The 24,038-nt window shown below is 64.4% G+C and carries 13 protein-coding genes; all 13 read left to right on the forward strand.

Going from position 1 to position 24,038, the window contains the following annotated elements; translation table 11 throughout:
- Positions 1 to 36 precede the first annotated feature (36 nt).
- Complete coding sequence (locus DLM86_RS32115; RefSeq protein ID WP_158289527.1) at positions 37 to 1,776, forward strand: hypothetical protein; 1,740 nt, start codon at positions 37 to 39, stop codon at positions 1,774 to 1,776.
- Positions 1,764 to 5,129, forward strand: coding sequence for an AAA family ATPase (locus DLM86_RS17285; RefSeq protein WP_158289528.1), 3,366 nt, complete (start codon positions 1,764 to 1,766; stop codon positions 5,127 to 5,129). Before DLM86_RS32115 ends, DLM86_RS17285 begins: the two co-directional genes overlap by 13 nt.
- Before the next feature lie 26 nt (positions 5,130 to 5,155).
- On the forward strand, positions 5,156 to 6,070 hold the full coding sequence (locus tag DLM86_RS17290; RefSeq protein ID WP_110841292.1) for a macro domain-containing protein: 915 nt from the start codon (positions 5,156 to 5,158) through the stop codon (positions 6,068 to 6,070).
- 1,089 nt (positions 6,071 to 7,159) lie between these two features.
- On the forward strand, positions 7,160 to 8,233 hold the full coding sequence (locus DLM86_RS17295) for an ROK family protein (protein ID WP_245954676.1): 1,074 nt from the start codon (positions 7,160 to 7,162) through the stop codon (positions 8,231 to 8,233).
- 565 nt (positions 8,234 to 8,798) lie between these two features.
- On the forward strand, positions 8,799 to 10,142 hold the full coding sequence (locus DLM86_RS17300) for an ABC transporter substrate-binding protein (protein ID WP_245954677.1): 1,344 nt from the start codon (positions 8,799 to 8,801) through the stop codon (positions 10,140 to 10,142).
- Positions 10,143 to 10,250: 108 nt separating this feature from the next.
- Positions 10,251 to 11,198 carry a carbohydrate ABC transporter permease gene (locus tag DLM86_RS17305; protein ID WP_245954678.1) on the forward strand — a complete coding sequence of 316 codons (948 nt, stop codon included), beginning with the start codon at positions 10,251 to 10,253 and terminating at the stop codon, positions 11,196 to 11,198.
- Entirely contained in the window at positions 11,195 to 12,076 is an 882-nt protein-coding gene (locus DLM86_RS17310) for a carbohydrate ABC transporter permease (RefSeq protein ID WP_110841293.1), read from the forward strand. The genes DLM86_RS17305 and DLM86_RS17310 overlap by 4 nt, the downstream gene beginning before the upstream one ends.
- Positions 12,077 to 12,116: 40 nt before the next feature.
- Entirely contained in the window at positions 12,117 to 14,900 is a 2,784-nt protein-coding gene (locus DLM86_RS17315) for an alpha-mannosidase (protein ID WP_158289529.1), read from the forward strand.
- Between the two features lie 506 nt (positions 14,901 to 15,406).
- Positions 15,407 to 16,072, forward strand: coding sequence for an aspartate/glutamate racemase family protein (locus DLM86_RS17320; protein WP_110841295.1), 666 nt, complete (start codon positions 15,407 to 15,409; stop codon positions 16,070 to 16,072).
- Between the two features lies 1 nt (position 16,073).
- The gene (locus tag DLM86_RS17325) at positions 16,074 to 17,594 is read left to right on the forward strand and encodes an FGGY-family carbohydrate kinase (RefSeq protein WP_110841296.1); all 1,521 of its coding nucleotides are present in this window, start codon (positions 16,074 to 16,076) and stop codon (positions 17,592 to 17,594) included.
- 39 nt (positions 17,595 to 17,633) lie between these two features.
- Entirely contained in the window at positions 17,634 to 18,527 is an 894-nt protein-coding gene (locus DLM86_RS17330) for a class II fructose-bisphosphate aldolase (RefSeq protein ID WP_211326548.1), read from the forward strand.
- Between the two features lie 48 nt (positions 18,528 to 18,575).
- The gene (locus DLM86_RS17335) at positions 18,576 to 22,097 is read left to right on the forward strand and encodes a glycoside hydrolase family 38 N-terminal domain-containing protein (protein WP_110841298.1); all 3,522 of its coding nucleotides are present in this window, start codon (positions 18,576 to 18,578) and stop codon (positions 22,095 to 22,097) included.
- Between the two features lie 103 nt (positions 22,098 to 22,200).
- The gene (locus DLM86_RS17340) at positions 22,201 to 24,003 is read left to right on the forward strand and encodes an MBL fold metallo-hydrolase (protein ID WP_110841299.1); all 1,803 of its coding nucleotides are present in this window, start codon (positions 22,201 to 22,203) and stop codon (positions 24,001 to 24,003) included.
- Positions 24,004 to 24,038: the final 35 nt, after the last annotated feature.

Genomic DNA, 24,038 nt, shown 5'->3' on the forward strand with positions numbered 1-24,038 from the left:
TTTTTGGATAAATGTGACAAAGAAGGGAGGGTATTCGTGTCCATCGCGTTTAAACGGATCGAAGACGCATTCGAGCAGGCGGGACTTCCGGGACTCGTCCCTTCGTTCTCGTTCGCGGCCGGCGCGTCGCCCGCCTTCAGGCTGCTCCGGCTGCAATGCCGGGGGGAGCTCGACGCCGACGAGCGGCGGGGGCCGCACGTCCGGGACGAGGCGCACGTCGCGTTATGCCGGGACATGCTGCGCATCGCGAGAGAGACGACGGCCGACGTCGTCCTCACGCCGGAATATTCGTTTCCGCTCGAGATGATCGACGAAATGACGGCGAATCCCGAGCTTCAACCGCCTTCGGGCAAGCTGTGGTGCTTGGCATGTCAAGGGGAGGAGCGGGCGCGGTTCGAGGACCGGCTCGGCTCGTGGGGACGCCACGGCCGTGCGCAGGTCGTCCGTCCGCTGCCGGGGGAATACGAGCCGAGCGACTTCGTATGCGCGCTATTGTACGTATTTATGGGATCGGACGATCATACATTATGCATAGTTCCCCAGTACAAGCTGTACGCCTCCGCCGATCCGGAGCTTTACTGCGAAGGGGTCGCGCTCACCCGCGGCACGGCGGTGTACGCGTTCGGCTCGGACGGTCCGAACCGGCTGTGCTCGATCATTTGCGCGGACGCGTTTCATCCCGAGCTGGAGGCCGGCCATTTTTTCCGCGAAGGCGAGAGCTGGATCGTCCTTCATCCGCAGCTGAACAAACGTCCGCGTCACGGCGACATGGTGCGGCTGCGCGATTCGTTCTACTCGCGGACGGCGGGACGCGGCGTCGTGTACGTGACGTCGAATTGGGCGGAGTCGACGACGGTTCGTCTTCCGCAGCAGGCGATGACCGTATCGACGCCGTGGTCGTGCGTTTATATGAAGCATACGGACGAATGGGTCGACAGTTTGAGGAGGGCGAGAAGCGACAATTTGCCGAAGGGGCTCGGCTTCGCCTACTCGGATAAAGCGAAAGTGAAGGTGTGGTACGCGCACAAGCGCGAGCATCTGCAGCTGCTCGCCGTCGCGAAGCCGAATCCGGCCGTCGCCGAGGTAAGCCGCATCCCGGCCGGCGTGAAGGCCGAGCGGCTCTACGTGCCGGACGAAGCCCGCGGCCGCTGGCTCGAGGCCGAGCTGCCCTTCGACGCGGAGCTGCCCGACGTCGTGGCGAAGGCGGCGGCCGGACCGTTCCGCTTCCCGCTCGACGCGTCGACCGAGCAGCGGGACCGGTTTTTCGGCTTGTGCCTCGGGCACGGCGAAGCCGGACAGCTGCAGTTCGCAACCGGCGGAGACAACCCGGAGCTGAGCGGCCGGCTCAGCCTGCACATCGACGACGATTGCGAATCGGTCCGCAACGAGTACGCCAATCGGGTCGGCAAGCTGATCTATTGCTTGAATGCGGGCGAAGCCGGGCTGCCCGGACAGCTCAGACATATGCAGAGCGGCCCCCGCTTTCATTTGTCCGGGGACTATCCGCATTACAACGTGTTCCCCGCCGAGGGGGACGAGCGGGAAGGGGTATGGGTCGCTTACGCCGGCAACGAGCGCGAGGCGCGGGAGCTGTCCGTCAAGATGCTCGGCATCGTAGGCAGAGACCGGGAGACGCGGGTATGCGTCTTTTCCACCCGGGACGGCAGCCACGAGACCGTCGCCTACCCCGCCATGCGGGTAGATTGCACCGCGCCGGCCCGGATCGGGTCGCCCGTCGATTTTACGGTAGGGGGGAATCCAGCTTGGAATCGTTGATCGCACAGTTGGAGCGGGCGGGACTCGTTCGCATTCGCGCGCACAAAGGAGGCGAGGCGGCCGTCATCGAAGCCGACCACGAGTCGGACGGATTGCTTGTGGGCAAATACGTGGTCGTCCCGGCGGAGCCGGAATGGCTGTCCGGCCTTGCGGAGAACGCCGGGGCGTTCGAGCGGTTCGAGGACGAACGGATCGCGCCGTTCTTTTTTCGCCTGCGCGGGGATTGGTCGTGGAGCCTGTATGTCGTTTACGTGCTGCGCGACGATGCGTACGCCCGGCTTCCCGTCGACCGGAAGCGTCGCATCGAAGGAGGCAAACGGTACGGGCGCAAGCTGGTCGTGCCGTTTTCGGCCGTGACGGAGACGGTTCCGGTCGCGAAGCTCCCTTCGGAGCAGCGGCGCTTTCGCGGCTCCGACCCGTACTCCGATTGGTCGGCCCGGCTTCGGGAAGCGGGCTTGTCGTTTTGTCTCGAGCCGTATTCGAGCAAGCTTCTATCCGACTATATCGAAGGCGCGCTTGTCGCGGCTCCATCCGATCCGAACGGCGGCGAGACGGAAGGCGGGAGCGATTTGGCCGCGGTGCTCGAGGTTCGCCGGCCGAACGTCGGTCTCGGCGCGATCCGTTTCGGCTCTCGGTACCGGCCTCACTGCTGGACGCCGGACACGGCGATCGATTTTGCCCGGATCAACCTGCTGGAAGGCGCGAACGGCGCGGGGAAAACGTCCGTGCTGGAAGCGATCGAGCTCGCGTTCACGGGCAAAATATTGCGCGACGAGATGGCCGGCCGGGACGGCGCCGAGCCTTGGGACGGCGGCCTTACGCTGGCGGTCGGGGACCGCGAGGAGCTGCTCGACGCGCTGCCCGGTCCGAGCGAGCGGAGGGAGCGGCAAAGCCGGTTTTACCGGCACCGGGATCGGGAACGGGTCCGGAACACGCAGCTGAACCAGCTGTTTCACCAGCACAATTATTTTTCCTCGGAGGCGGTTTACCGGTTCTGTTACGACCGGCAGCCCGACTACCGCCAATCGTTCGCGAGAGTCGTTTTCGGCGAGGAAATGGCGCTGATCGAGGAGCGGTGGGGCAAGTATAAGGAGGAGTTCGGCGATAAGTGGAAGTCGCTGCGGGACCGGTTCGTCGAGACGGAAGCCGAGCTCGACATGCTTCGCGCGCAAATCCGCGAGCGCGAGGAGCGGATCGCGGCCGGTCTCGAAACGGCGCTGCCGCTGCTCGAGAAGCTGATCCGGCGGACGGCGGCATCGTTTCCGCTTGTCGGCAGGAAGGCGGACGGCCGCGACATCCGGGCGTGGCTGGAGCGGCTGTACGCGCTCGTCAGCGAAGCCGACGTCGTCGCCAAGCCGCTGGCGGAGGCCGGGGCGCTCGGACTGTCGACGTTCGGCGACGCGAGCGGAGCCGATGCCGCGCTGCTTCGGGAAATCGCGGAGCTGCAGGCGGCGCGGGACGAGGCGGCGCGCCGCCGCGCCGAGCTTCCCGATCCGGCCGCGCTGCAGCGGGAGCTGCACGAGCGGGAGCGGGCGATGATCGGGCTCGATGCGCGGATCGCCGAGTTCGGACGTTGGGCGGACGAGCTGAAGCGGCTGGGGCCGCTGCTGGACGACGGCGGCAAGCGGCGGCGCAGAACGGAGCTGGAACGCGAGGCGTCGGCGCTGCGCCGGCGCGTCGAGCTGCTGGAGCCGCTGGAGCGCGTATGCCGGGATGCCAACGCCGCCGCCGGCTTCGGGTACGAGCGCCGGGAGGAGGCCGAGCGGAAGCGGGAGGAGCTGGAGAGGCGGCGCGCCGACGTCCGGCTGTCCCGGAGCCGGCTCGCCGAGCGGATCCGGACGGAGGAGGAGAAGGCCGACTCGGCGCACCGGCTGCTCGCGCACATTCAGTCGCTCGGGCTGCAGTACGCGAAGGAGCACGAAGCGCAAGGGAAGTGTCCGATGTGCGGAGTCGACCACCGGACGGCCGCGAAGCTTCGGGCGCTTATCGAGCATGGCATCCGCCACGACGAATCGGAGCTGCACCGGCTGAGGGTCGAGGAACGGGAGCTGACTCGCGAGAACGAGCGTCTTGACGCGGAGCTTGCCCATCTCGCCGACGAGCTGAAACGGCTGGCGGAGCTGGAAGAAGCGGCCGCCCGGCTGAACTTGCATGCCGGCGAGCTCGGTCTGAAGCCGATCGCCGCATCGGCGTCCGTTTCGGATACCCGATCCGGACTGCTCGAGGCGGCCGCCCGCCTTGACGAAGCGAGGGGCGCGCTGGAGGACGTTTTGCGCGAGGCGCGCCGACTGGACGAGGCCGGCTTTACGCTCGCCCGCATCGGCCAGCTCGACCAACTGCTCGCCCTCGTCTCGGCGGAGAAGCTCGACGCTTCGCTTCTGACGGCGGACCGGCTGCAGGCCGCGTTGACCATCGCCGCCGACAACCAACTGAAGGAACGGGGAGCCGCCGAGGAGCGCATCCGGCTGCTGCGGCTGGAATGGAAGGCGGCCGAGGAGGCCCGCCTTCGGGCCGACGCCGCGCTGGCTGCCGCCGATCGCGGGCTGACGGACCGGAACGGACGGCTCCGTCGGCTGGCGGGCGTCCGGCAGGCGGCGGAATCGCTGCGCGAGCGCGGCTTCCGGCCGAAGGACGACGACGGCATCGAGCCGTGGCGGGCTTCGCTGGCGAAGCTGCTTGAGGAAGCCCGGCTGCTGCTCGAGACGATGCGGACGAGCGATCCGCTCGCCGTCGACATCGCGGAGCGGGACCGCCTGGAGGCGGAACGGGCCGCTCTCGCGCTTCGGCGGGACCGGTGCGGCCGGGCGCTTGAAGCGCTGAACGGGCTGCGGCCGCTGTCCGCCTATATCGACGGGTTCGTCGAGGCGAATATCGCCGCGATCGGCGACTTGTTCGTCCGGCTCCACGCTCCGCGCGAATTCGAGCGTCTCGCGCTGCGCGGCGACGAGCTGGTCGCCTTCCGCAGAGGGCGGACGGACGCGGACGGCTGCGGCGTCAACGAAATGAGCACCGGCCAGCGGACGGCCGTCCTGCTGTCGATCTTTTTCGTCATGCACTTGAGCATGGAGACGGCGCCCAACTTTATATTGCTGGACGAACCGGTCGCGAACATGGACGACTTGAACGTGCTCGGCCTGCTCGATTTTTTGCGTCAGCTGACGATCGAGCGGGGGACGCAAATCGTATTCACGACGGCGAATCCGGCGGTCGCGAGCTTGTTCCGGCGCAAATTCAGCATCTTCGAGGAACGGTTCCGGTCCTTCCGGCTGAGCCGGCCCGGCGATGAGGGCGTGCGCATCGTCGCGGAAACGTACGTGCCGGACAAGGAGGAAGCGGTACCGGTCGCCACTTGACGGCGTTCGGAAGGAGTCGGGGACGAATGACTACGCTGAAAGCGTTTTTTATGAAAAACTATTGGCGTTTTTCGTTTTCCGCGAAAAACGCCGTCAAATCGCTGCTCGCGGTGTTCGCCGTCATTTGGCTCGCCACGGAAATCGCCGCTTTTTTCTCCGGAGCGATCGGCGATGGGATCAAGGCGAATTGGCCGTACTTTTTTCTGATCGGGCTTCTGTGGACGATATGGGAGAGCCGGCCCCGACTCGCGATGACGGAGCGGGTGGCGGGCAAAGACGCGACGATCGAAATCCGCGTCGGCGACTGCTTCGAGCTTGACGGCGCGCTCGTAATCGGGAGCAACGCCGATTTTCGCTCTGCCGGCATCGACCGGGCCAGCCTGCAGGCACAGTTCGCGGACCGGTATTGCGATTCTTCGGAACGGCTCGGGACGATGCTGGAGGGGGCGCTGGCCGGCGAGCCGCATTCGTGGAGGACGACGGCCGGCGGACGCGTCAAAACGTACGACATCGGCACCGTCGCCCGATTGGACGCGGGCGGACGGGTGGCGTATTTCACGGCCATCGCCGAGCTGAACGAGTACGGCAAGGCGCACTCGTCGCCGGGTCATATCGAGGCGGCGCTGGCGAAGCTGTGGAGCTACTTGGCCCACCGGGGAGGGATGGGCCCGCTCGTCGTGCCGGTGCTCGGCAGCGGGCTCTCCCGCGTCGGCGTGACGCGGCTCGAGCTGATCCAGACGATCGTGCGGTCGTTTCTCGCCGCCTGCGAGGCGAGGAAGTTTACGGAGAAGCTGACGATCGTCATCCACCCGCGCGATTTCCGCGACCACGAAATCGATTGGGAGGAGCTGCGCTTCTTTTTGCGGTACGCCTGCAAATATTACGAAACCGGCGTACGGGCGTCCGATGCCGCCCGCGGCGCGGGTGCTTTGAAGCGATAAGGGAAACCGTCGGGCCTGCCGACGGTTTTTTTTGCGCTGCACGGGACGAGGCTCCCTAACGGTGAGGGGATGAGGGGGAGCACGACGGTTGCGGTGTTCGTGCGTCCCTTCCCCGGCTTCGAACTCGGCGGCGGCCTCGGTTATGGTCTTGCCGCCCGTAGTCACTGTGACCCCGCCACAGCCTAGTCTCGCGGCTCGCCCACATCCTCCGGCTTGGTTACAAATTGGTTCTCCCACCTTGCCGCCATTCACCGTCTCCACATGAGCCAAGCCTTTGAAATCGCCTATCTAGACGCAACACAATAAACCTACCATAGCCCGTCGATTGGATTTCATCCAATAGAAAAGGCCGAGAAGGTATAAATCCGCGCGTTCGTTGGATTTTATCCAAAAAAATGGCCGACGGGTGCGATCGGAGGCGAAACGGTTGGATTTTTTCCAATAGGGTCTAATATGTAGAGCCGGAACGAGTCGAGTCATTGGACAAAATCCATGAAAGCAAGCGAAACGGTCGAATGAAGACGCGGCGCTTGGACGGTCGGCCCTCGTCATGCACCGCCGCTCCTTACCGGAAACGGCCCGGGGCTCGTTGTCAGTAGCCTGCTCCCCGCGGTCTGCTGTCTAAGTCCGCTGCCCACGGCCCGTTACCCGCTTTGTTGCATAGCGTGCGCTTCTCCTCGAAAAGCACGAACGGACATCGGCATTCGATCCCGATGCGAGAAACTCAAAACCGATGCGGAAACCACACATTCCCACAAATAAATTAGACGATTGTCGCAATATCGCATTGACATCTCGTGGGTTACTGCGGGAAAATAGGCGTAAATCCGTTTACATTCGGACCGTTTCGTTGGGTTTCGCTCTCACTTGCGTTTCGGCCTGCCCGCGATCAGCCGCTCGGCGTGAAGTGCGGCGGCGCTGCGCACGCGGTTGGGCGTCGGCAAAGTTGCCGGAAGGTTCAATGCGCGGTGGACGGAAGGAGCGGACGGCGATGATCGAACGATCGAGCCGCTTCCGAAAGGACGAGCGTCGACGGTCGAACGATTGCTTCCGGACTGTTCAGACGACAGAGGTCGAAGTCGAACGAACGTGACGTTACCGAAACGCGAACGAGCGGCGATGTTCGAAGGAGAGCGCGATTCCGCCGAATGGCGGGAAACCGTTTACATGTTAAGCGACAAGGGAGCGAATGCGATGACCGTATTGGGTGGAGTCGATATCGGGGGGACGAAGTGCGCCGTCAGTCTCGGCGCGGTGAAAGACGGCGGCGTGGAGGTGATCGCGAAGACGCAGTTCCCGACCCCTCCGACGCCGGAGGAGGCGATCGCGAAGCTTCGTGGCGCGATGGAGCGGCTGATCGCCGAACGTCCGGCGGAGCGCCCGGCCGCGATCGGCATCAGCTGCGGCGGTCCGCTGGACAGCAGGACCGGCTTTATTTTGTCGCCGCCGAACTTGCCTCATTGGGACAAGATCGACGTCGTCACGCCGCTCCGCGACGCCTTCGGCGTGCCGGTCGGCCTGCAAAACGACGCCAACGCTTGCGCCTTGGCGGAATGGAAATGGGGCGCGGGGCGCGGAACCCGCAACATGGTGTTCCTCACGTTCGGCACCGGCATGGGAGCCGGGCTCATCCTGGACGGCAAGCTGTACGCGGGCACGAACGACATGGCCGGCGAGCTCGGCCATATCCGGCTCGAGGCGGACGGTCCGGTCGGCTACGGCAAGGCCGGCTCGTTCGAAGGGTTTTGCAGCGGGGGCGGCATCGCCCAGCTGGCCCGCGCGATGGCGGAGGAGGCGATCCGCGCCGGGCGTCCGCCCGCCTTTTGCCCGACGGCCGAAGGTCTCGGCGGCATAACGACGAAAGCGGTCGGCGAAGCGGCGGAGCGGGGCGATCCGCTTGCGCTGGACGTGTTCCATACGGTCGGCCGGAAGCTCGGCCGGGGGCTGGCGATGATCGTCGACCTGCTCAACCCGGAAAGGATCGTCATCGGCAGCATTTACGGCCGGCAGCGGTCCATATTGGAGCCGATTACGCTCGAGGAGCTGGAGAAGGAGGCGCTGCCGATTTCGCTGCGCGTATGCCGCGTCGTTCCGGCCGGACTCGGGGAGCAGGTGGGCGACTTGGCGAGCCTCTCCGTCGCGCTGAACACGCTGGAGGCGTAACGGGGCTTCGGGATGCTGCTGCGAAAATGGCGCCGGGCGCCGGGCGGCGGTAACCGCCGCGGCGACCGCTCCCGCCGGACCGAATCGAATAGGGGCCAGACGGGTGGCCGACGATCGAAGGGCTCGTGCCGAGCGTCGAGCCGAGGAAGGCGCCGGAATTTCATCACCGGCGGAGCAGCGCCCGCGATCGGTATAGCGCTTTCCCGGACGAGAAACGATGCATAATTTTGCCTGTCCGGGAACACCATAAAAAGCGGCGAAGCGGTGCGACCGTATCGCGCCGGGGCGCCGGGAGGGGCGTCGTCGTTTTTTGTCTGTTCACCTTGCGGATTGTGCCTGTTTTTCGACAAAAACCGTCTTCTTTCGCAGCGAACCGGTCAAGAAAGCGCCAAAAAAACGGCGAACGATGCCTAAATACCATATTGACTTGTTGACGGATGTTAGGTAATAATAAGGTTGTAAGCTTCATAAAACAACGTTGAAAGCGCTATACCAGTTAAAAACGTTCAACTTGTGGGTGTGGGATGTTGAAGCTGACAAAAGAAGAAACAGGAGGTCATCGCAAATGAAGATGAAAAAAGCTCTGGGCGCGACGTTGACCGTCGTTCTGGGCGCCGGCATGGTGCTGACGGCTTGCGGAGGCAAAGACGAGAATAACGGAGCCGCCGGCACGAATACGGGCACGAACACCGATTCCGGCAAATCCGGCCAAGTCGTCGAGCTCGATTTCTGGACGTTCTGGGGATCCGAGCAGCGCAGGCCGGTTATCGAGAAGATGATCGACGATTTCAACAAATCGCAGGATAAAATCAAAGTCAAGCATACGTACTATCCGTTCGGCGACATTTGGACGAAAGAACTCGCCGCCGTCGCGGCCGGCAATCCTCCCGACGTCATCATCAACGATATCAACGCCACCGCGATCCGCGCGGAGAAGAAGCAGAACACGAACATCCAGCAATATTTGGCGAAAGACCAATCGGTGAAAGACCGCTTCTTCCCGGAGCTGTGGAACACCGTCCTGTACAAAAACGAAGCGTATGCGCTACCATTCAACACCGACACCCGCATGATGTTCTATAACAAGAAAATGTTCCGCGAAGCCGGACTCGATCCCGAAAAGTTCCCGAACACGTGGGCGGAGCTCGAGGAAGCGGCGAAGAAGCTCGACAAGAAGCAGGGCGACAAATATTTGCAGATGGGCTTCTCGCCGCAATACGGCGGCTTCGACTGGGGCAGCATCGCGATGAACTTCGACGGCGGACGCAACTGGTTCGACAAGGACGGCAAGCCGGTCATCAACGCTCCGGCCAAGCTGGAAGCGATGAACTACGTGCTGGCCAACGCAGACCGGATCGGACAGAAAAACCTCGACGCGTTCAAGGCCGAGTTCGGCAGCAAGCAGGCGAACCCGTTCATCGCCGGCAAAGTCGCCATCTGGCCGAACAACACGACGTTCTACACGGAAATCCGCGATTACGGGCAAGGGCTTGAATACGGCATCGCTCCGATTCCGGAGCTGAAGGAAGGCTCGGGCCACTGGAGCATCGGCGGCGGCTTCGTCATCGAAATTCCGGCGGGCGCGAAGCATCCGGCCGAGTCGTACGAATTCATGAAATTTATGACCGACACGGCCGCCCAAAAATATTGGGCCGAGAAAAACTTCGACAACGTCGCCAACATCAAAGCGGCGAACGATCCGGATCTCGTGAAAAACCCGGTGTACAAAGCGGCCGTCGACAACATGAAATGGACGAAAGTATTCCCGACCCCGCTCAATGCGCCCGACTTTACGAAGCTGATCGACCCGCAGCGCGACGCGGCGATCCTGAAGAAGATCGGCGCGAAGGAAGCGCTCGACAAGGCGCAAGCGGACGTCGAGAACTTGATCAAGCAAAATACGAAGTAATCCGGTTCGACGGATGCGTACGGGGTGGAGCGGTTGGCGAATGCCGCTCCACCTTTTTCCGATCGATCGGGGAACGCTTGAGGCAATCAATCGAACGAAAGAGAGAGGGTGAAGCCCGTGGCCGTCTCCACGACGAAAAAACGAAAAGCGTTATCGCTGGAACGCAAGGAGTCGCTTTGGGGTTATGTGTTCGTCTCCCCTTGGGTGATCGGATTTTTGGTTTTTACGATGTTTCCTTTGCTGTTTTCCTTATACGCGAGCTTTACGAACTACGATATCACGTCCCGCATGGAATGGGTCGGCTTGCGCAATTACGATACGATGTTCAACCATGACGCCTTGTTTTGGACGTCCTTGAAAAACACGCTCTTTTACGTCGCGTTCAACGTGCCGCTCACGACGCTCGGGTCGCTGCTGCTGGCCGTCGCCCTCAATCAGAAAATTCCCGGCATGCGCTATTTCCGGACGATCTTTTACTTGCCGTCCGTCCTGTCCGGCGTGGCCGTCTATATTTTGTGGATGATGCTGCTTAACCCGACCTCCGGCTTGGTCAACGTCGCGCTCGGCTGGATCGGCATCGAAGGACCGGCTTGGATGGTCGACCCGGCCTGGACGAAGCCGGCCGTCATTCTCATGAAGCTGTGGGCGGTCGGCGGCGGCATGCTGCTCTACTTGGCCAGCCTGCAGGGCGTGCCGGAGCAGCTGTACGAAGCGGCCGAAATCGACGGCGCCGGCGCGATCCGCCGGTTTTGGCACATTACGGTGCCGATGATTACGCCGGTTCTGTTTTTCGAGCTCGTAACGCATTTCATCAGCGGGTTCCAAATTTTTCAGGAAGGCTACGTCATGGCGCAGGACCAGAACAGCCCGGGCTCGCCGATGAACTCGCTTTTGTTCTACAACCTCCACATGTTCCTGAAAGCGTTTCGCGTATACGAAATGGGCTACGCGTCCGCCATGGCCTGGTTCCTGTTCTTGATCGTCATGGTGCTGACGGCGATCAACATGCTCGTTTCGAAATTTTGGGTCCATTATGAAGGAGGTGACAACCGATGAGCGCGGCAACGCTGTCGAACGCGGGCTCGAGCCATTTCCAGAGCCGGAAGACGAAGCAATTGATCGTCAAAATCATCATCACGATCGTGCTGGTTGGGCTGTCGATCATCATTTTGGCGCCGTTCTGGTGGATGATTTCGACGTCGCTCAAGTCGTTGAAGGAAATTATGAAATACCCGCCCACGTGGATTCCGGAGGAAGTCCATTGGGAGAACTACAAGTACGCGTGGACGAAAGGAAACTTCGGCCGGTATACGCTGAACACGCTCTTCCTGGCCGGCGTCGGCGTCTGCTCCCACGTGCTGTCGAACTCGTTCATCGCCTACGGCTTCGCCAAAATCAAGTTCAAGGGCCGCGGGTTTTTGTTCTCGCTCATGCTGTCGACGATGATGATTCCGAGCTTTTGCACGCTCATTCCGCAATATATTCTGTTTTCGAAAATGGGCTGGGTCGGCACGTACTTGCCGCTCACGATTCCGGGCTTTTTCGGCTCGGCGTTCCAAATTTTCCTGCTGCGCCAGTTTTACTTGGGCATTCCGAACGACTTGATCGAAGCGGCGAAAATCGACGGCGCCAGCCATTTCTACGTCTGGCGGCGAATCATGATCCCGCTCGCGAAGCCGGCGATCATCGTCATCGCGATCACGACGTTCCAGGGCGCCTGGAACGACTTCCTCGGCCCGCTGCTTTACGTCAACAAGCCGGAAATGTTCAACCTGCAGCTCGGTCTGCAATCGTTCAAAGGAACCGAAGCGGTTCAATGGCACTACTTGATGGCCGGCTCGCTCATGGTGCTGGCGCCCGTCATCCTGCTGTTCTTCCTGTTCCAGAAATATTTCATCGAAGGGATGAACATCAGCTCGGGCACGAAGGGATGACGGACCAAGAGAATCGATGCAACGGATAGGAGCTGCCGCCATGTTGGATGGAACCGAGAAAGAAGCCGTACGCGCGCCTTACCGCGTATTCGTCTACCATCATACCCATTGGGACCGGGAATGGTGGGCGACGTATCAAGATTTCCGCATCCGTCTCGTCGAGCTGATCGACGAGCTGCTGAACGCGCTGGACGAAGATCCGGACTTCCGCTGCTTCCTGCTGGACGGCCAGACGATCGTGCTGGACGACTATTTGGCCATCCGCCCGGAAAACCGCGACAAGCTGACCGGCTATATCCGCGACAACCGGATCCAGTGCGGGCCGTGGTACATTTTGCCGGACGAATTTCTCGTCAGCGGCGAGGCCCATATTCGCAACCTGTGGCTCGGGATCAAAACCGCCGAGAAGTACGGCGTCGTCAATCAGGACGTCGGCTACATTCCGGACACGTTCGGGCACATCTCGCAAATGCCGCAGCTGCTGAACGGCTTCGGCATCGACAACGCGCTCGTCTGGCGCGGGCTCGGCGGGCCGGAGGAGACGTTCAAGCAGGAGTTCGCCTGGGAGGCGCCGAACGGCAGCCGCGTGCTCGCCTACTGGTTTCCCGACGGCTATTACGTCGTCGACTTCCTTCACTTCGACAATCCGAACAAGACGTACGACGAGACGTACGGCCGGGTGAGACGCTCGCTCGAGCGGTGGGCGAAGCGGGCGACGACCGACTGCCTGCTCATGCCGTACGGCGGCGATCATCGGTTGATCGACCGCCGGCTCGGACGGCTCATCCGGCAAGTGAACGAGGACTTGAAAGGGTTCGCCGAGCTGCGTTGGTCGACGACGAAGGAGTTCGTCGCGGCGCTTCGCGAGCGTAACCCGCAGCTCGAGACGATCGCGGGCGAGCTCCGCGGCGCCGGTGCGGACCTGCCGCACCTGCTGCCGGGCGTCCTGTCGGCGCGGATGTACTTGAAGCGGCTCAACTTCCGGGGCCAGCTTTGGCTGGAACGGTACGCGGAGCCGATGTCGGCGATCGCGTGGAGGAAGGGGCGCAAGTATGACGCGAGCCTGCTCTGGCACGCGTGGGAGCTGCTCGTGCAAAACCATCCGCACGACAGCATTTGCGGCTGCAGCATCGATCAGGTGCACCGCGAAATGATGCCGCGGTTCGACCAATCGGCGCAAATCGCCGAAATCGTGACGGAGAAGGCGGCGCAGCATCTCAACTCGCTTCTCGATACGAGCGCGCTGCACGAGGGAGAGGAGGCGATCGTCGTCCACAATCCGCTGCCGTGGAGCCGGACGGACGTTGCGACGGTTCGCCTCGAGCCGAAGAAGGGCGTCCATCCGCGAACCCATCGGCTGCTCGACGACGAAGGCAACGAAGTTCCGTTCCAGGTCGCTCCCGTCGAGGGTCGGATGGCGATGACGGACAAATGGTTTCATACCGAGGTGCGCTTCGTCGCCTCCGGCGTGCCGGGTCTCGGCTACGCGGCGTACCGGCTCGCCGAACGGGAGAAGCCGCTCGATCCGAAGCTCGTCCCGTATGCGGCCGTCCAGACGACCGCGAAGCTGAAGGGCAGCGAGCCGCAGACCGACCTGCATGTCGGACGGAACGTGCTGGAAAACCGGTATTTGCGCGTCGAGGCGAGCTTGACCGACGGGACGCTGACTGTCGTGGACAAGACGACGGGCGAGACGTACGGGGGGCTGAACGCGTTCGAGAGCAGCGGGGACGCCGGCGATACGTACAACTACGCGTTCCCGCTGAACGACAACGTGCTGCGCACGGACACGGACCGGAACGCGGTCGTAACCGTGCAGGCGGCTGTCGCCGGGCACGCTTCGGCGACGCTCGCGGTTACGATCGACTGGGCGCTGCCCGTCGGCTTGACGGCCGATCGGCTGAGCCGTTCGGCCGAACGGACCGTCGTCCGTCTCGTCAGCCGCGTCACGCTGGCCGCCGAATCCCGGCGCGTCGACATCGCGACGGAATGGGACAACGCGATCCGCGACCACCGGCTGCGGGCGCTGTTCCCGCTCGGGCGGGACGCGCGGGCATCGCGGGCCGAAGGTCATTTCGACGTCGTCGAGCGGCCGGCGGGCGCGCCGGGCGACTGGGGGGCCGAGCGGGGGGCGGAAGGCGACGGGGAGTCGTTCTTCGGCAACGGCTGGCCGGAGCCGTCGATCGGGCAAATGCCGCAGCAAGGCTACGTTACCGTCAGCGCGGAAGACCGCGGATTGACGGTGGCGAACAAAGGGCTGCCCGAGTTCGAGCTGCTGCGCGACGGGCGGGGGACGATCGCCGTGACGCTGCTGCGCGCCGTCGGCTGGCTGTCGCGCGAGGATACGCTCGTGCGGGTCGGCGGAGCCGGACCCGAGACGCCGACGCCGGAGGCGCAATGCCCGGGCGTGCAGCGCGCCGAATACGCGATCGTGCCTCATGCCGGAGACGGCCTGGAGGCGCGGGTGTTCGAGCGGGTGCACGACTATTTGACCCCGCTGTACGGAACGGTGACGGGCAAGCACGACGGCACGCTGCCGATGCGAGGCGGCATGCTCGCGCTGGAAGGCGACCATACGCTATTGATGAGCGCCTGCAAAAAAGCGGAGCGGTCGGACGCCCTCATCGTCCGACTGTGGAACGTGGCCAAGGCGGAGACGGCCGCCACGGTGCGTCTCGGCGAGGCGCCGTCCTCGGTCCGTTACGTCGATTTGAAGGAAGAGCCGGTCGAGCCGTACGGCGGGACGGCGTCCATCGCCGGTGACGGCTCGTTCGTCGTCAGGGCGGGACCGGCGGAAATCGTAACGCTGGAAATCCGCTTTTAAGCTTGTTCGAACGGCTCGGGCCGGGCTGGCGGAACGAGTGCGGCGGGGCGAAATCCCTCTAAATGATGGGGGATGCGTAAACATTTTTGTGGGATTTTGAATTTTCGCATTGCGATTTTGACGTTTTTAAGGTATGTTATACGAAAAACCGTCGAAAAGGTTGGCGGAGGCACGTAAAAACGGAAAAATTGCGGAATACTAGCCGTAATTTCCACAACAAAATGCACGATGTGCGCAATCGGGGAGAGGAACGCGATGTTCGCCACGTTGACGACGAATAGCGGACCGCCTGGATCCGGACGCCGGAGTCGCTTGATTTCGCGATCGTCGACCGGCTACTCGACTAAAGAGGTCGGCCGACGTGACGTTCGTCATTCCGTCCGACGATTACGGCGTCGTCGAGGACGTCCACCTGTTCGTCCGTCAAGTCCTTTCCCGATAGATGAAGCGGCAAAAGGCGGGCGCGCCGAGCGCCGCCGCCCATTCGCAAGGAGCGTGAACTGTCGATGAGCCGAAAGCTTGCCATCATCCATACGACGCCGGTTACGGTCGATTCGTTGAAGGCGCTTGCCCGCGAAACGATTCGGGACGCGGAAATCGTCAATTTCGTCGACGATTCGATACTTCCTCAGCTCGCGGCTAACGGCGGCAACGTCGCCGAAGTCGAGGAGCGATGGATCCATTACGCCAAATTCGCCGAGCAGGTCGGGGCGGATTGCATTTTGAACGCATGCTCGTCCGTCGGGGAGCTCGTCGCGAAGGCACAGCCGCACGTCGGCGTGCCGATCGTCCGCATCGACGAGGCGATGGCCGAGGAGGCCGTCGGCCGCGGCCGGCGAATCGGGGTCGCGGCCACCGTGCCGACGACGCTCGAGCCGACGCTCCGGCTGCTGCGGGCGAAGGCCGCCGCCGCCGGCAACGACGCGGAATTCGTGCCGGCGCTGGCCGACTCCGCGTACCGCCTCCTGATGGCCGGCGACAAGGACGGTCACGACCGCGTTCTCGCGGAGACGCTGCTCGAGCTCGGCGACCAGGTCGACGTCGTCGTGCTGGCGCAGGCGTCGATGGCGCGCGTCGTCGAGACGCTGCCGGAGGCGGTCCGCCCGAAATATTTGTCCAGCCCGCGGCTCGGCATGGAGCGGGTCAAACGGGTTATGGAGGGAAGCGGCTAATATGGCGTTGATCGGAATCGACATCGGCACGACGCACTGCAAGGCGGGACTGTTCCGGGAGGACGGGACGCCCGTCCGCATCGCCTCCCGTCCCACCGAAACGTTACGCAGCCCGGAGGGCTACGCGTATTACGACCCGGACCGGCTGTGGGTCACGGTCGCGTCCGCCATAAGCGAAGCGGCGGCCGGCGGCGAAGCCGTAGACGGAGTCGCTGCCGGGGCCGTCTCGGCAATCGGGGTCGCCAGCATGGCGGAAAGCGGGCTGCTCGTCGACCGCGAAAGCGGGGAGCCGCGCTCGCTGTTTCTGCCGTGGTTCGACCCGTGCGCCGCCGCCTTCGCGGACGTCGTCGAGGCGGCGGACGATCCGCTGTCGCGCTTCGCCAAGACGGGGCTGCGCGCCAGTTTCAAGCAAGGGCTGACGAAGCTGCTCTGGCTGAAGCAAAGACGGCCCGACGCGTTCCGCGGCGCCGTATGGCTGTCGGCGGCCGATTATATCGCGTACCGGCTGACCGGCGTCATGGCGACCGATTATACGCTGGCCGCCCGCACGTTCGCCTTCGACATCGCGAAGGCCGACTGGGACCGCGATTGGATTCGCCATTTCGGCTTGCCGCCCGACCTGTTCCCGGACGCGTTCCGCTGCGGCACGAAGATCGGCAGGGTGACGCCGGAGGCGGCCGCCGCCTGCGGGATCGGCTCCGGCGCGGCTGTCGGCGTCGCCGGCCACGATCACGTCTGCGCCGCCTTGGCGGTCGGCGCCGTCGCACCGGGAGACGCGTACGACTCGATGGGGACGGCCGAGACGCTCGTCGGAACGGTCGACGCGTCGCCGCTCGGCGCCGCCGAGTACGAGTCCGGACTGGCGTACGGCCTGCACGCCGTCCGCGGGCGGCATTTCTGGATGGGCGGCTTGTCGGCGTCCGGCGGATCGGTGGAATGGCTCCGTTCGCTGCTCGGCGACGAGCCGCTCGATTACGGGCGCGTCCTGGCGATGCTCGACCGATTGTCCCCCGAGCCGACGGGCATTTTGTACTTTCCGTATTTGTCCGGAAGCGGGGCGCCGCAGCCCGATCCGAAGGCGTCCGGCGCATTCGTCGGCTTGAAGGCGGCCCACGGGAAGGCGGAGCTTATGAAAGCGGTGCTGGAGGGCACCGCCTACGAGCTGGAATCGATCCGCCGGGCCGCCGAAAAGGCGGCGGGACGGCGCATCGGCTCTATGGTGGCGGTCGGCGGCGGAACGAAAAACCGCCACTGGATGCAGATCAAGGCGGACGTCTCCGGCTGCCGGATCGGCAAAGCCGGGCTGCCGGAGGCGACGCTGCTCGGCGCCGCGCTCGCGGCGGGCGTCGCCGGCGGCGCGTACGCCGATGCCGAACGAGCCGCCGAGGCGGCGGCCGCGAGCCGCAGCGTCGAGTGGGTATATCCGCAAGCCGGACGCCACGAGCGGTATCGAAAGCTTTACGAGGAAGGCTACATGCCGCTGCAAGGTCCGCTCCGACTCGTTTACCATACATTCAGCTAGGGAGAGATGACTGTGAGCCAAAGTACGAGACCCCATAATGTGATTACGTTGAAACGCGCACTGGAAACCGCCGAGCGGCACGGTTACGCCCTCGGCTCCTTTTCTCCCCGCTATACGCCGATGATCGCGCCCGTGCTGCGCGCCGGCCAACGGATGAACTCGCCGCTCATCGTGCAAATTTCGAGCAAGGAGCTGGACCGGTACGGCATTACCCCGAAGGAGTTCGCCGACGAATTTTACCGCGTCGTCGAGCAGGAGAGCATTACGGTCCCGGTCGTGCTTCATCTGGACCATACGAAGGAGATGGCGGTCATCGAAGCGGCCATCGCCGCCGGGTTCACATCGGTCATGATCGACGCTTCCGAGAAGGAGCTCGAGGAAAACATCGCGATTTCCAAGCAAGCGGCCGAATATGCGCATCGTCACGGCGTGTCCGTCGAAGCCGAGCTCGGCATGATCGGCACGACCGACTTCGTCGAAACGGACAAAGACGAGGAGCTGTACACCGATCCGAAGGAAGCCGAGCGGTTCGTCGGCGAGACGCGGGTCGACGCGCTGGCCGTCTCGTGCGGAACGGCGCACGGCGTCTACATGGTGCGCCAGCCGAAAATCGACTACGACCGGCTGAAGGCGATCCGCAGGCTGACCCCGGTTCATCTCGTGCTGCACGGCGGCTCGGGTGTTCCGGCCGACATGATGTCGAAGGCGATCAAGCTGGAAGGCGGCGGCGTCAGCAAGGTGAACATCGCCACCGATCTCGAGCTGTCGCTGCTCGAAGCGCTCGGCCGCGAGGAACGGATGACGAACGCGGAGTGCAAGGCGCTGCCGGCCGATCGTCTCGAGCAAGGCCGCGCGGCGGTGGAGAAGACGGTCGCCGACAAAATGAGCAACTTCCTTTCGAGCGCCGGACAGGCGGGCACGTTCGCGCTATAAGCCGACTTAGGGGCGGGATGAAATCGGCCCCGTACAAGAGGTGATCGCATGACGGAACGACGGATCTGGTCGATCGGCTCTCCCGACGGGAAGTCCGCCGATTTGTACGACAATTACAAGACGCCGACGGTGCCGGGCGACGCGACATGGCGCGTGCCGTCCGATCCCGCGGCGGGGAACGGCAGCCAGCGGTGGCCGATCTTCCACCCGAGCGAGGCGGACCCCGAAGCGGGCTACCGGACGTATACGTACGGGATCGAGTTCGAGCTGGCGGACCGGCCGGCGGGGAACTGCGCGTTGCGCATTCATTACTTGGTCATCGCGCCGCGGCTCGCTTATTTGGAAATCGGCGTAAACGGCACGGCCGGCCATGCGTACTTTCGCCCCGTTCCTTCGCAATCGGGGGAAATCCGGCTGTATGCCGGCCTGCATACGACGATCTATTCGGAAGGCGTCGCGGAAGTCGTCATTCCGGGCGGCCTGCTGCGGCAGGGAGTGAACCGCCTCGAGCTGACCGCCCGGGACGGCGGGGAATACATCCGCATCGATCGCGTCGAGAAAATCAAACGGCTCGACCGGATGGCGAACGGCGCCGGCTTCCTGTACCAATGCATCGCCCTGTCGGAGCTGGCGGACGAGACGGACGCCGCGGGATTGCGGCGGGCGGAGCCGATTCCGTCGGTGCTGTATTACCGGAACGACCGCGGCGACTTGGTCGAGCGGTGCGACCTGTACCTGGAGTTCGACGGCCCGGTTTGGGACGCGGCGCTGACGGCGACGGTCGGCGACGCCTCCCGAACGGAACGGATCGAGCTGCACGTGCCGGATGCGGCGTTCGGCCATCGCCGCATCGCGTTCGATTTGTTCGACGGCGAGGGCGAAGTAAAGGTCGCGATCGAAGGGACGGTCGGAGGGAAGGCCGTATCGTGGCAAGGGAATGTGGAACGCCGGCGGAAATGGAAGGTGTTCGTTACCGACCACGCCCATACGGATATCGGGTATACGCACCGGCAGTGGGAGGTGGCCGAGCGTCTGTGCCGGAATGTCGATACGGCGATCGATTTTCTCGAAGCGGAGGAGGCGGAACGGGCGTCTCGGCCGGATACGGCGCCGGCGTTCGCCTACCACCTCGATTCGTTCTGGGTGCTGGAGACGTACTTGGAAACGCGGAGCGAGCGTCGCAAGGAGCAGCTGCTGAAATGGGTCAAGGCGGGCCGCATCAACGTCGTCAGCAATTACGTGGACCTGCTTACGCAGTACGCGGCACTCGAGGATTTGATCCGCAACGGGGAACGGACGGACGGCTACTTGCGACCGCACGGCATGAAGGCCGATCTGTCGGCCGTCGTCGACGTCGCCTCGATTACCGGATCGATGCCGGCGATCCTGGAAGGGTGCGGCGTCCCGTATTTGGTCCACGCGAACAATCAGGACCGCGGACCGTTCCGGTTGAACGGCGGCTTGCACCGCGTATCGCCTTTTTATTGGGAAGGGACGAACGGCGGCAAAGTGCTGGTCTGGCTGGCGAAAATGTACTGCGAGCTGCGCAAGGTGTGCGGCAGCCCGCCGCTGGCGAATGCCGCGGAGCGCGGACTCGGCATGTGGCTGCAGGAGTACGAGACGGGCGACTACGCGCCGGATGCGGTTATGCTGTACGGCCAGGAGGCGGACAATACCGACCTCGACCCGCAGCCGAACGCGTTCATCGCCGAATGGAACGCCAAGTACGAATATCCGAAGCTGATCGCGGGCCACCTCGGCGATTTCTTCCGTTACGTCGAGGACCGTTTCGGCGATACGCTGCGCACGTTCCAGGGCGACGGCGGCGCGTATTGGGAAGACGGCGCCGGCTCGTCGATCGTCCCGACGATCGACGTCCGGCACGCGCAGGCGATGCTGCCGGCGGCGGAACGGCTCGAATCGCTCGCCGTTATCCACAACGGCGATTGGAGCTATCCCGAGCGCCAGTTCGACGAGGCGTGGCGCGAGCTGCTTCTGTACGACGAGCATACTTGGGGCGCGTTTCTCAGCTGCACCGACCCGGAGGCGCTGCTCGCCCGCGACCAATGGACGATCAAGGAGCATATGGCGAACGGGGCGAAGCGGTGGGCCGACCGGCTGCTGCACGGAGCGGCGACGCGGCATTCGCTCAGCTGGAACAACGACGGTCGCGAGGTCGTCGTGTACAACCCGAACAGCTGGACGTTCGGCGGTCCGGTGACGGTCGAAATCGGCGCGGGCGAAAACGTATACGATGCGGAAAGCGGACGGCCCGTACCGGCGCGGCTCGTACGAAAGCTGAACGGGCAGTCGATCGTCGAGCTGTGGGTCGACGACATGCCCGGGCTCAGCTACCGGAGGCTCGTGCTGCGCGAGGAGGCGTCGCCCGCGGCGCGCGCCGGTGCCGGGACGACGGTCGAGGCGGTCGGTATCGCCGACGGCGGCCGGGAGCTGACGCTCGAGAACGACTGGTACCGGCTGACCGTCTCGACGGCGCGCGGCTTCGCCACCGGGCTGTTCGACAAGGAGCTCGGCCGGGAGCTGGCCGACGGGGCGGACGTCTGGGGCTTCGGCCAGCTGCTGTACGCGGAAGGCGGGGAAGGGACCCGGCTCGTCAGCAACCAATCCGACCTGCAGGACGGCGACCCGCACGTGCGGGGCGAGTTCGAGCCGAAGTCGGCGGAGCTGAAACGGTACGATTACGGAACGGCGATCGTGCTGACCGGCTCGGTTCCGTACGGGGAGCTGACCGTCGAATGGTCGCTGCCGAACGGCGCGAAGCGGGTCGACGTCCGCTACGCGTACCGGAAAGAAGAGCGGACGGAGAAGGAAGCGGTGTACGTGGCGTTCCCGGTCGCGCAGCCCGGGGCGCTGGTTCATTCCGACTCGCAGCTCGGCTGGGTATGCTGGGACAAGGACCAGCTGCCGGGCGGCTGCAAGGAATGGCTGCCGCTGCAGACCGGGATTTGGGTGAACGGCGGCGACGCCGACGTATTCATCGCCTCCCCGGACATTCCGCTCTTCTGCGTCGGGGACGTCGTGAAAGGGCGTTGGCCGAAGGAAATGGATTTGACCGGCGGACGCATATTCTCGTACGTGCTGAACAATTACTGGCATACGAACTACAAGGCGTCGCAAGGCGGCGATATCGCGTTCCGTTATTCGATTACGAGCGGACGCGGATTGGCGAAGCCGGACTTGTACAAGTTCGGCTGGCAGCAGCGGATGCCGCTCTATGCGCAGCGGATGAGCTTCCAGGACTTCCGCGACACGAAGCCGCCGTACGAAGCGAAGACGGGCGGCACGCTCGCCCGGATCGGCGGAGACGGGGTCGTCGCGACGACGGTCAAGAAGGCGAGAGGGGCGGACGGCTACGTCGTCCGGCTGCTCGACATCGCAGGCCGGCCGAATACGGCGACGGTGGACATTCCGGGCCGGCGCATCGTCAAGGCGGTGCGCACCGACCTGCTCGAGCGCGAGCTCGGCGAGCTGCCGGTGGCGGCCGACGGCACGCTCGCCGTAGACGTGCCGGCTTGGGGGCTGGCGACGGTGCGCATCGAGCTGGCGTAGCGGCAGCGGGCGAAATCGCGTACAAAACGACTTTATTCGCACGATAGTCCGGCTCTTTTGCCGCATTTTCCCTATCTCACTGGAACAGGAGGCCGGCCGCATTATGCTGAAGCCGCTATCCGACAACCTCTTTCTCTACGAGGACAGCTGCAGCGTCTACGTCGTCCGCAGCGGCTCCGAAGCGCTGCTGATCGATTTCGGCGGCGGCGGCGTCCTCGACGCGCTCGGCGCCATCGGCGTCGAGCGGGTGGCCGGCGTCTGGATGACGCACCACCACCGCGACCAAGGGCAAGGGCTCGGGCGGGCCGCCGAAGCCGGCATCCCGATCCTCGTCCCCCACGCCGAGCGCGAGCTGTTCGACGAGGCGGATCTGCATTGGCAGCGAAAGCAGCTGTCCAACGAATACAGCGGCCGGCAGGACCGGTTCAGCCTGCTCCGCTCCGTCCCGGTAGCGGATACGCTGCGCGATTACAGCGAGCACGTCTTCGGCGGCTGGACGCTGACCGTGCTGCCGACGCCCGGACACACGGTCGGCTCGATCAGCGTGCTGGCCCGCCGCGACGGCCGGACGTACGCGTTCACCGGCGACCTGATCGCGGCGCCGGGCAAAATATGGTCGCTCGCCGCGACGCAATGGTCGTACAACGGCGGAGAAGGGCTGCCCGCGACGGCCGCCTCTCTGCTCGACTTGAAGGACCGGGAGCCGGACGTCCTGCTCCCGTCGCACGGCGCGCCGATCGCAAACCCCGGCGAAGCGATCGACTTGACCGTTTCCCGGCTGCGCGAGCTGATGGCGTACAGAGGGCACAATCCTCGGCTGCTGCTGCTTCGCGACAAGCCGTACGAGAACGTGACGCCGCATTTGCTGGCGAGCCGGGCGAGCTTCGCGAATTACTACGTGCTGCTGTCGGACAGCGGCAAGGCGCTGCTGTTCGATTTCGGCTACGACTTCATGACCGGGATGGCCGTCGAGACGGCTCGCCCGGCCCGCAGGCCGTGGCTGTACTCGCTGCCGGCGCTGAAGCGGAATTACGGCGTCGCCCGCATCGACGTCGTCGTGCCGACGCATTACCACGACGACCATGTCGCGGGCATCAACCTGCTGCGCGACGTCGAGGGGACGCGGGTGTGGGCGCCGGACAACTTCGCCGACGTGCTCGAGCGCCCCGAGCGGTTCGACGTGCAGTGTCTCTGGTTCGAGCCGATCCCGGTCGACCGGAGGCTGCCGCTCGGCACCCCGATCCGCTGGGAGGAGTACGAGCTGACGCTGTACGAGCAGGGCGGCCATACGCTGTACGCGGCGGCGATTTTCCTCGAGGTCGACGGGAAGAAGGTGCTCGTCGGCGGCGACCAATACCAAGGCGAGATGTGGAATTACGTCTACCGGAACCGGTTCCGGATTCCGGACTACGCGGCGAGCGCGGCGCTGTACCGGCGGCTTGCGCCGGACGTCGTCGTAACCGGGCACGCCGAGCCGCTCTGGACGACGCCCGCCTACTTCGACGCGCTGGACGAGCGCGGGGAAGCGCTCGAGCGGCTGCACCGCGAGCTGCTGCCGCTCGGCGAAGCCGATTTCGGCGCCGAAGGGTTCGCCGCGCGGCTCGAGCCGTATCAGGCGATCGCGAGCCCCGGCGAGACGATCGAGTACGAGGCCGAGACGGTCAACCCGTTCGGCCGCCCGGCCGAGCTCGTCCTCGAGCCGGTGCTGCCGACGGGATGGACGGCCGAGCCGGCCGTCGCGCGCGAGCGCTTCGCGGCGAACGAGACGCGCCGCATCCGCTTCGCGGCGACCGTGCCGCCCGGAGCCGAGCCGGTCCGGCGGGAGCGGATCGCCGTCGACGTGACGGCGGACGGACGCCGGTTCGGCCAGCAGGCCGAGGCGCTCGTGACGGTCGTCCGGCCGTAAGACGAAAACGGGCGGAACGAAATCCGCCCATATAG

It is taken from the genome of Paenibacillus flagellatus (genome assembly GCF_003217775.1).
Classification (GTDB): Bacteria; Bacillota; Bacilli; order Paenibacillales; family NBRC-103111; genus Paenibacillus_AB; species Paenibacillus_AB flagellatus.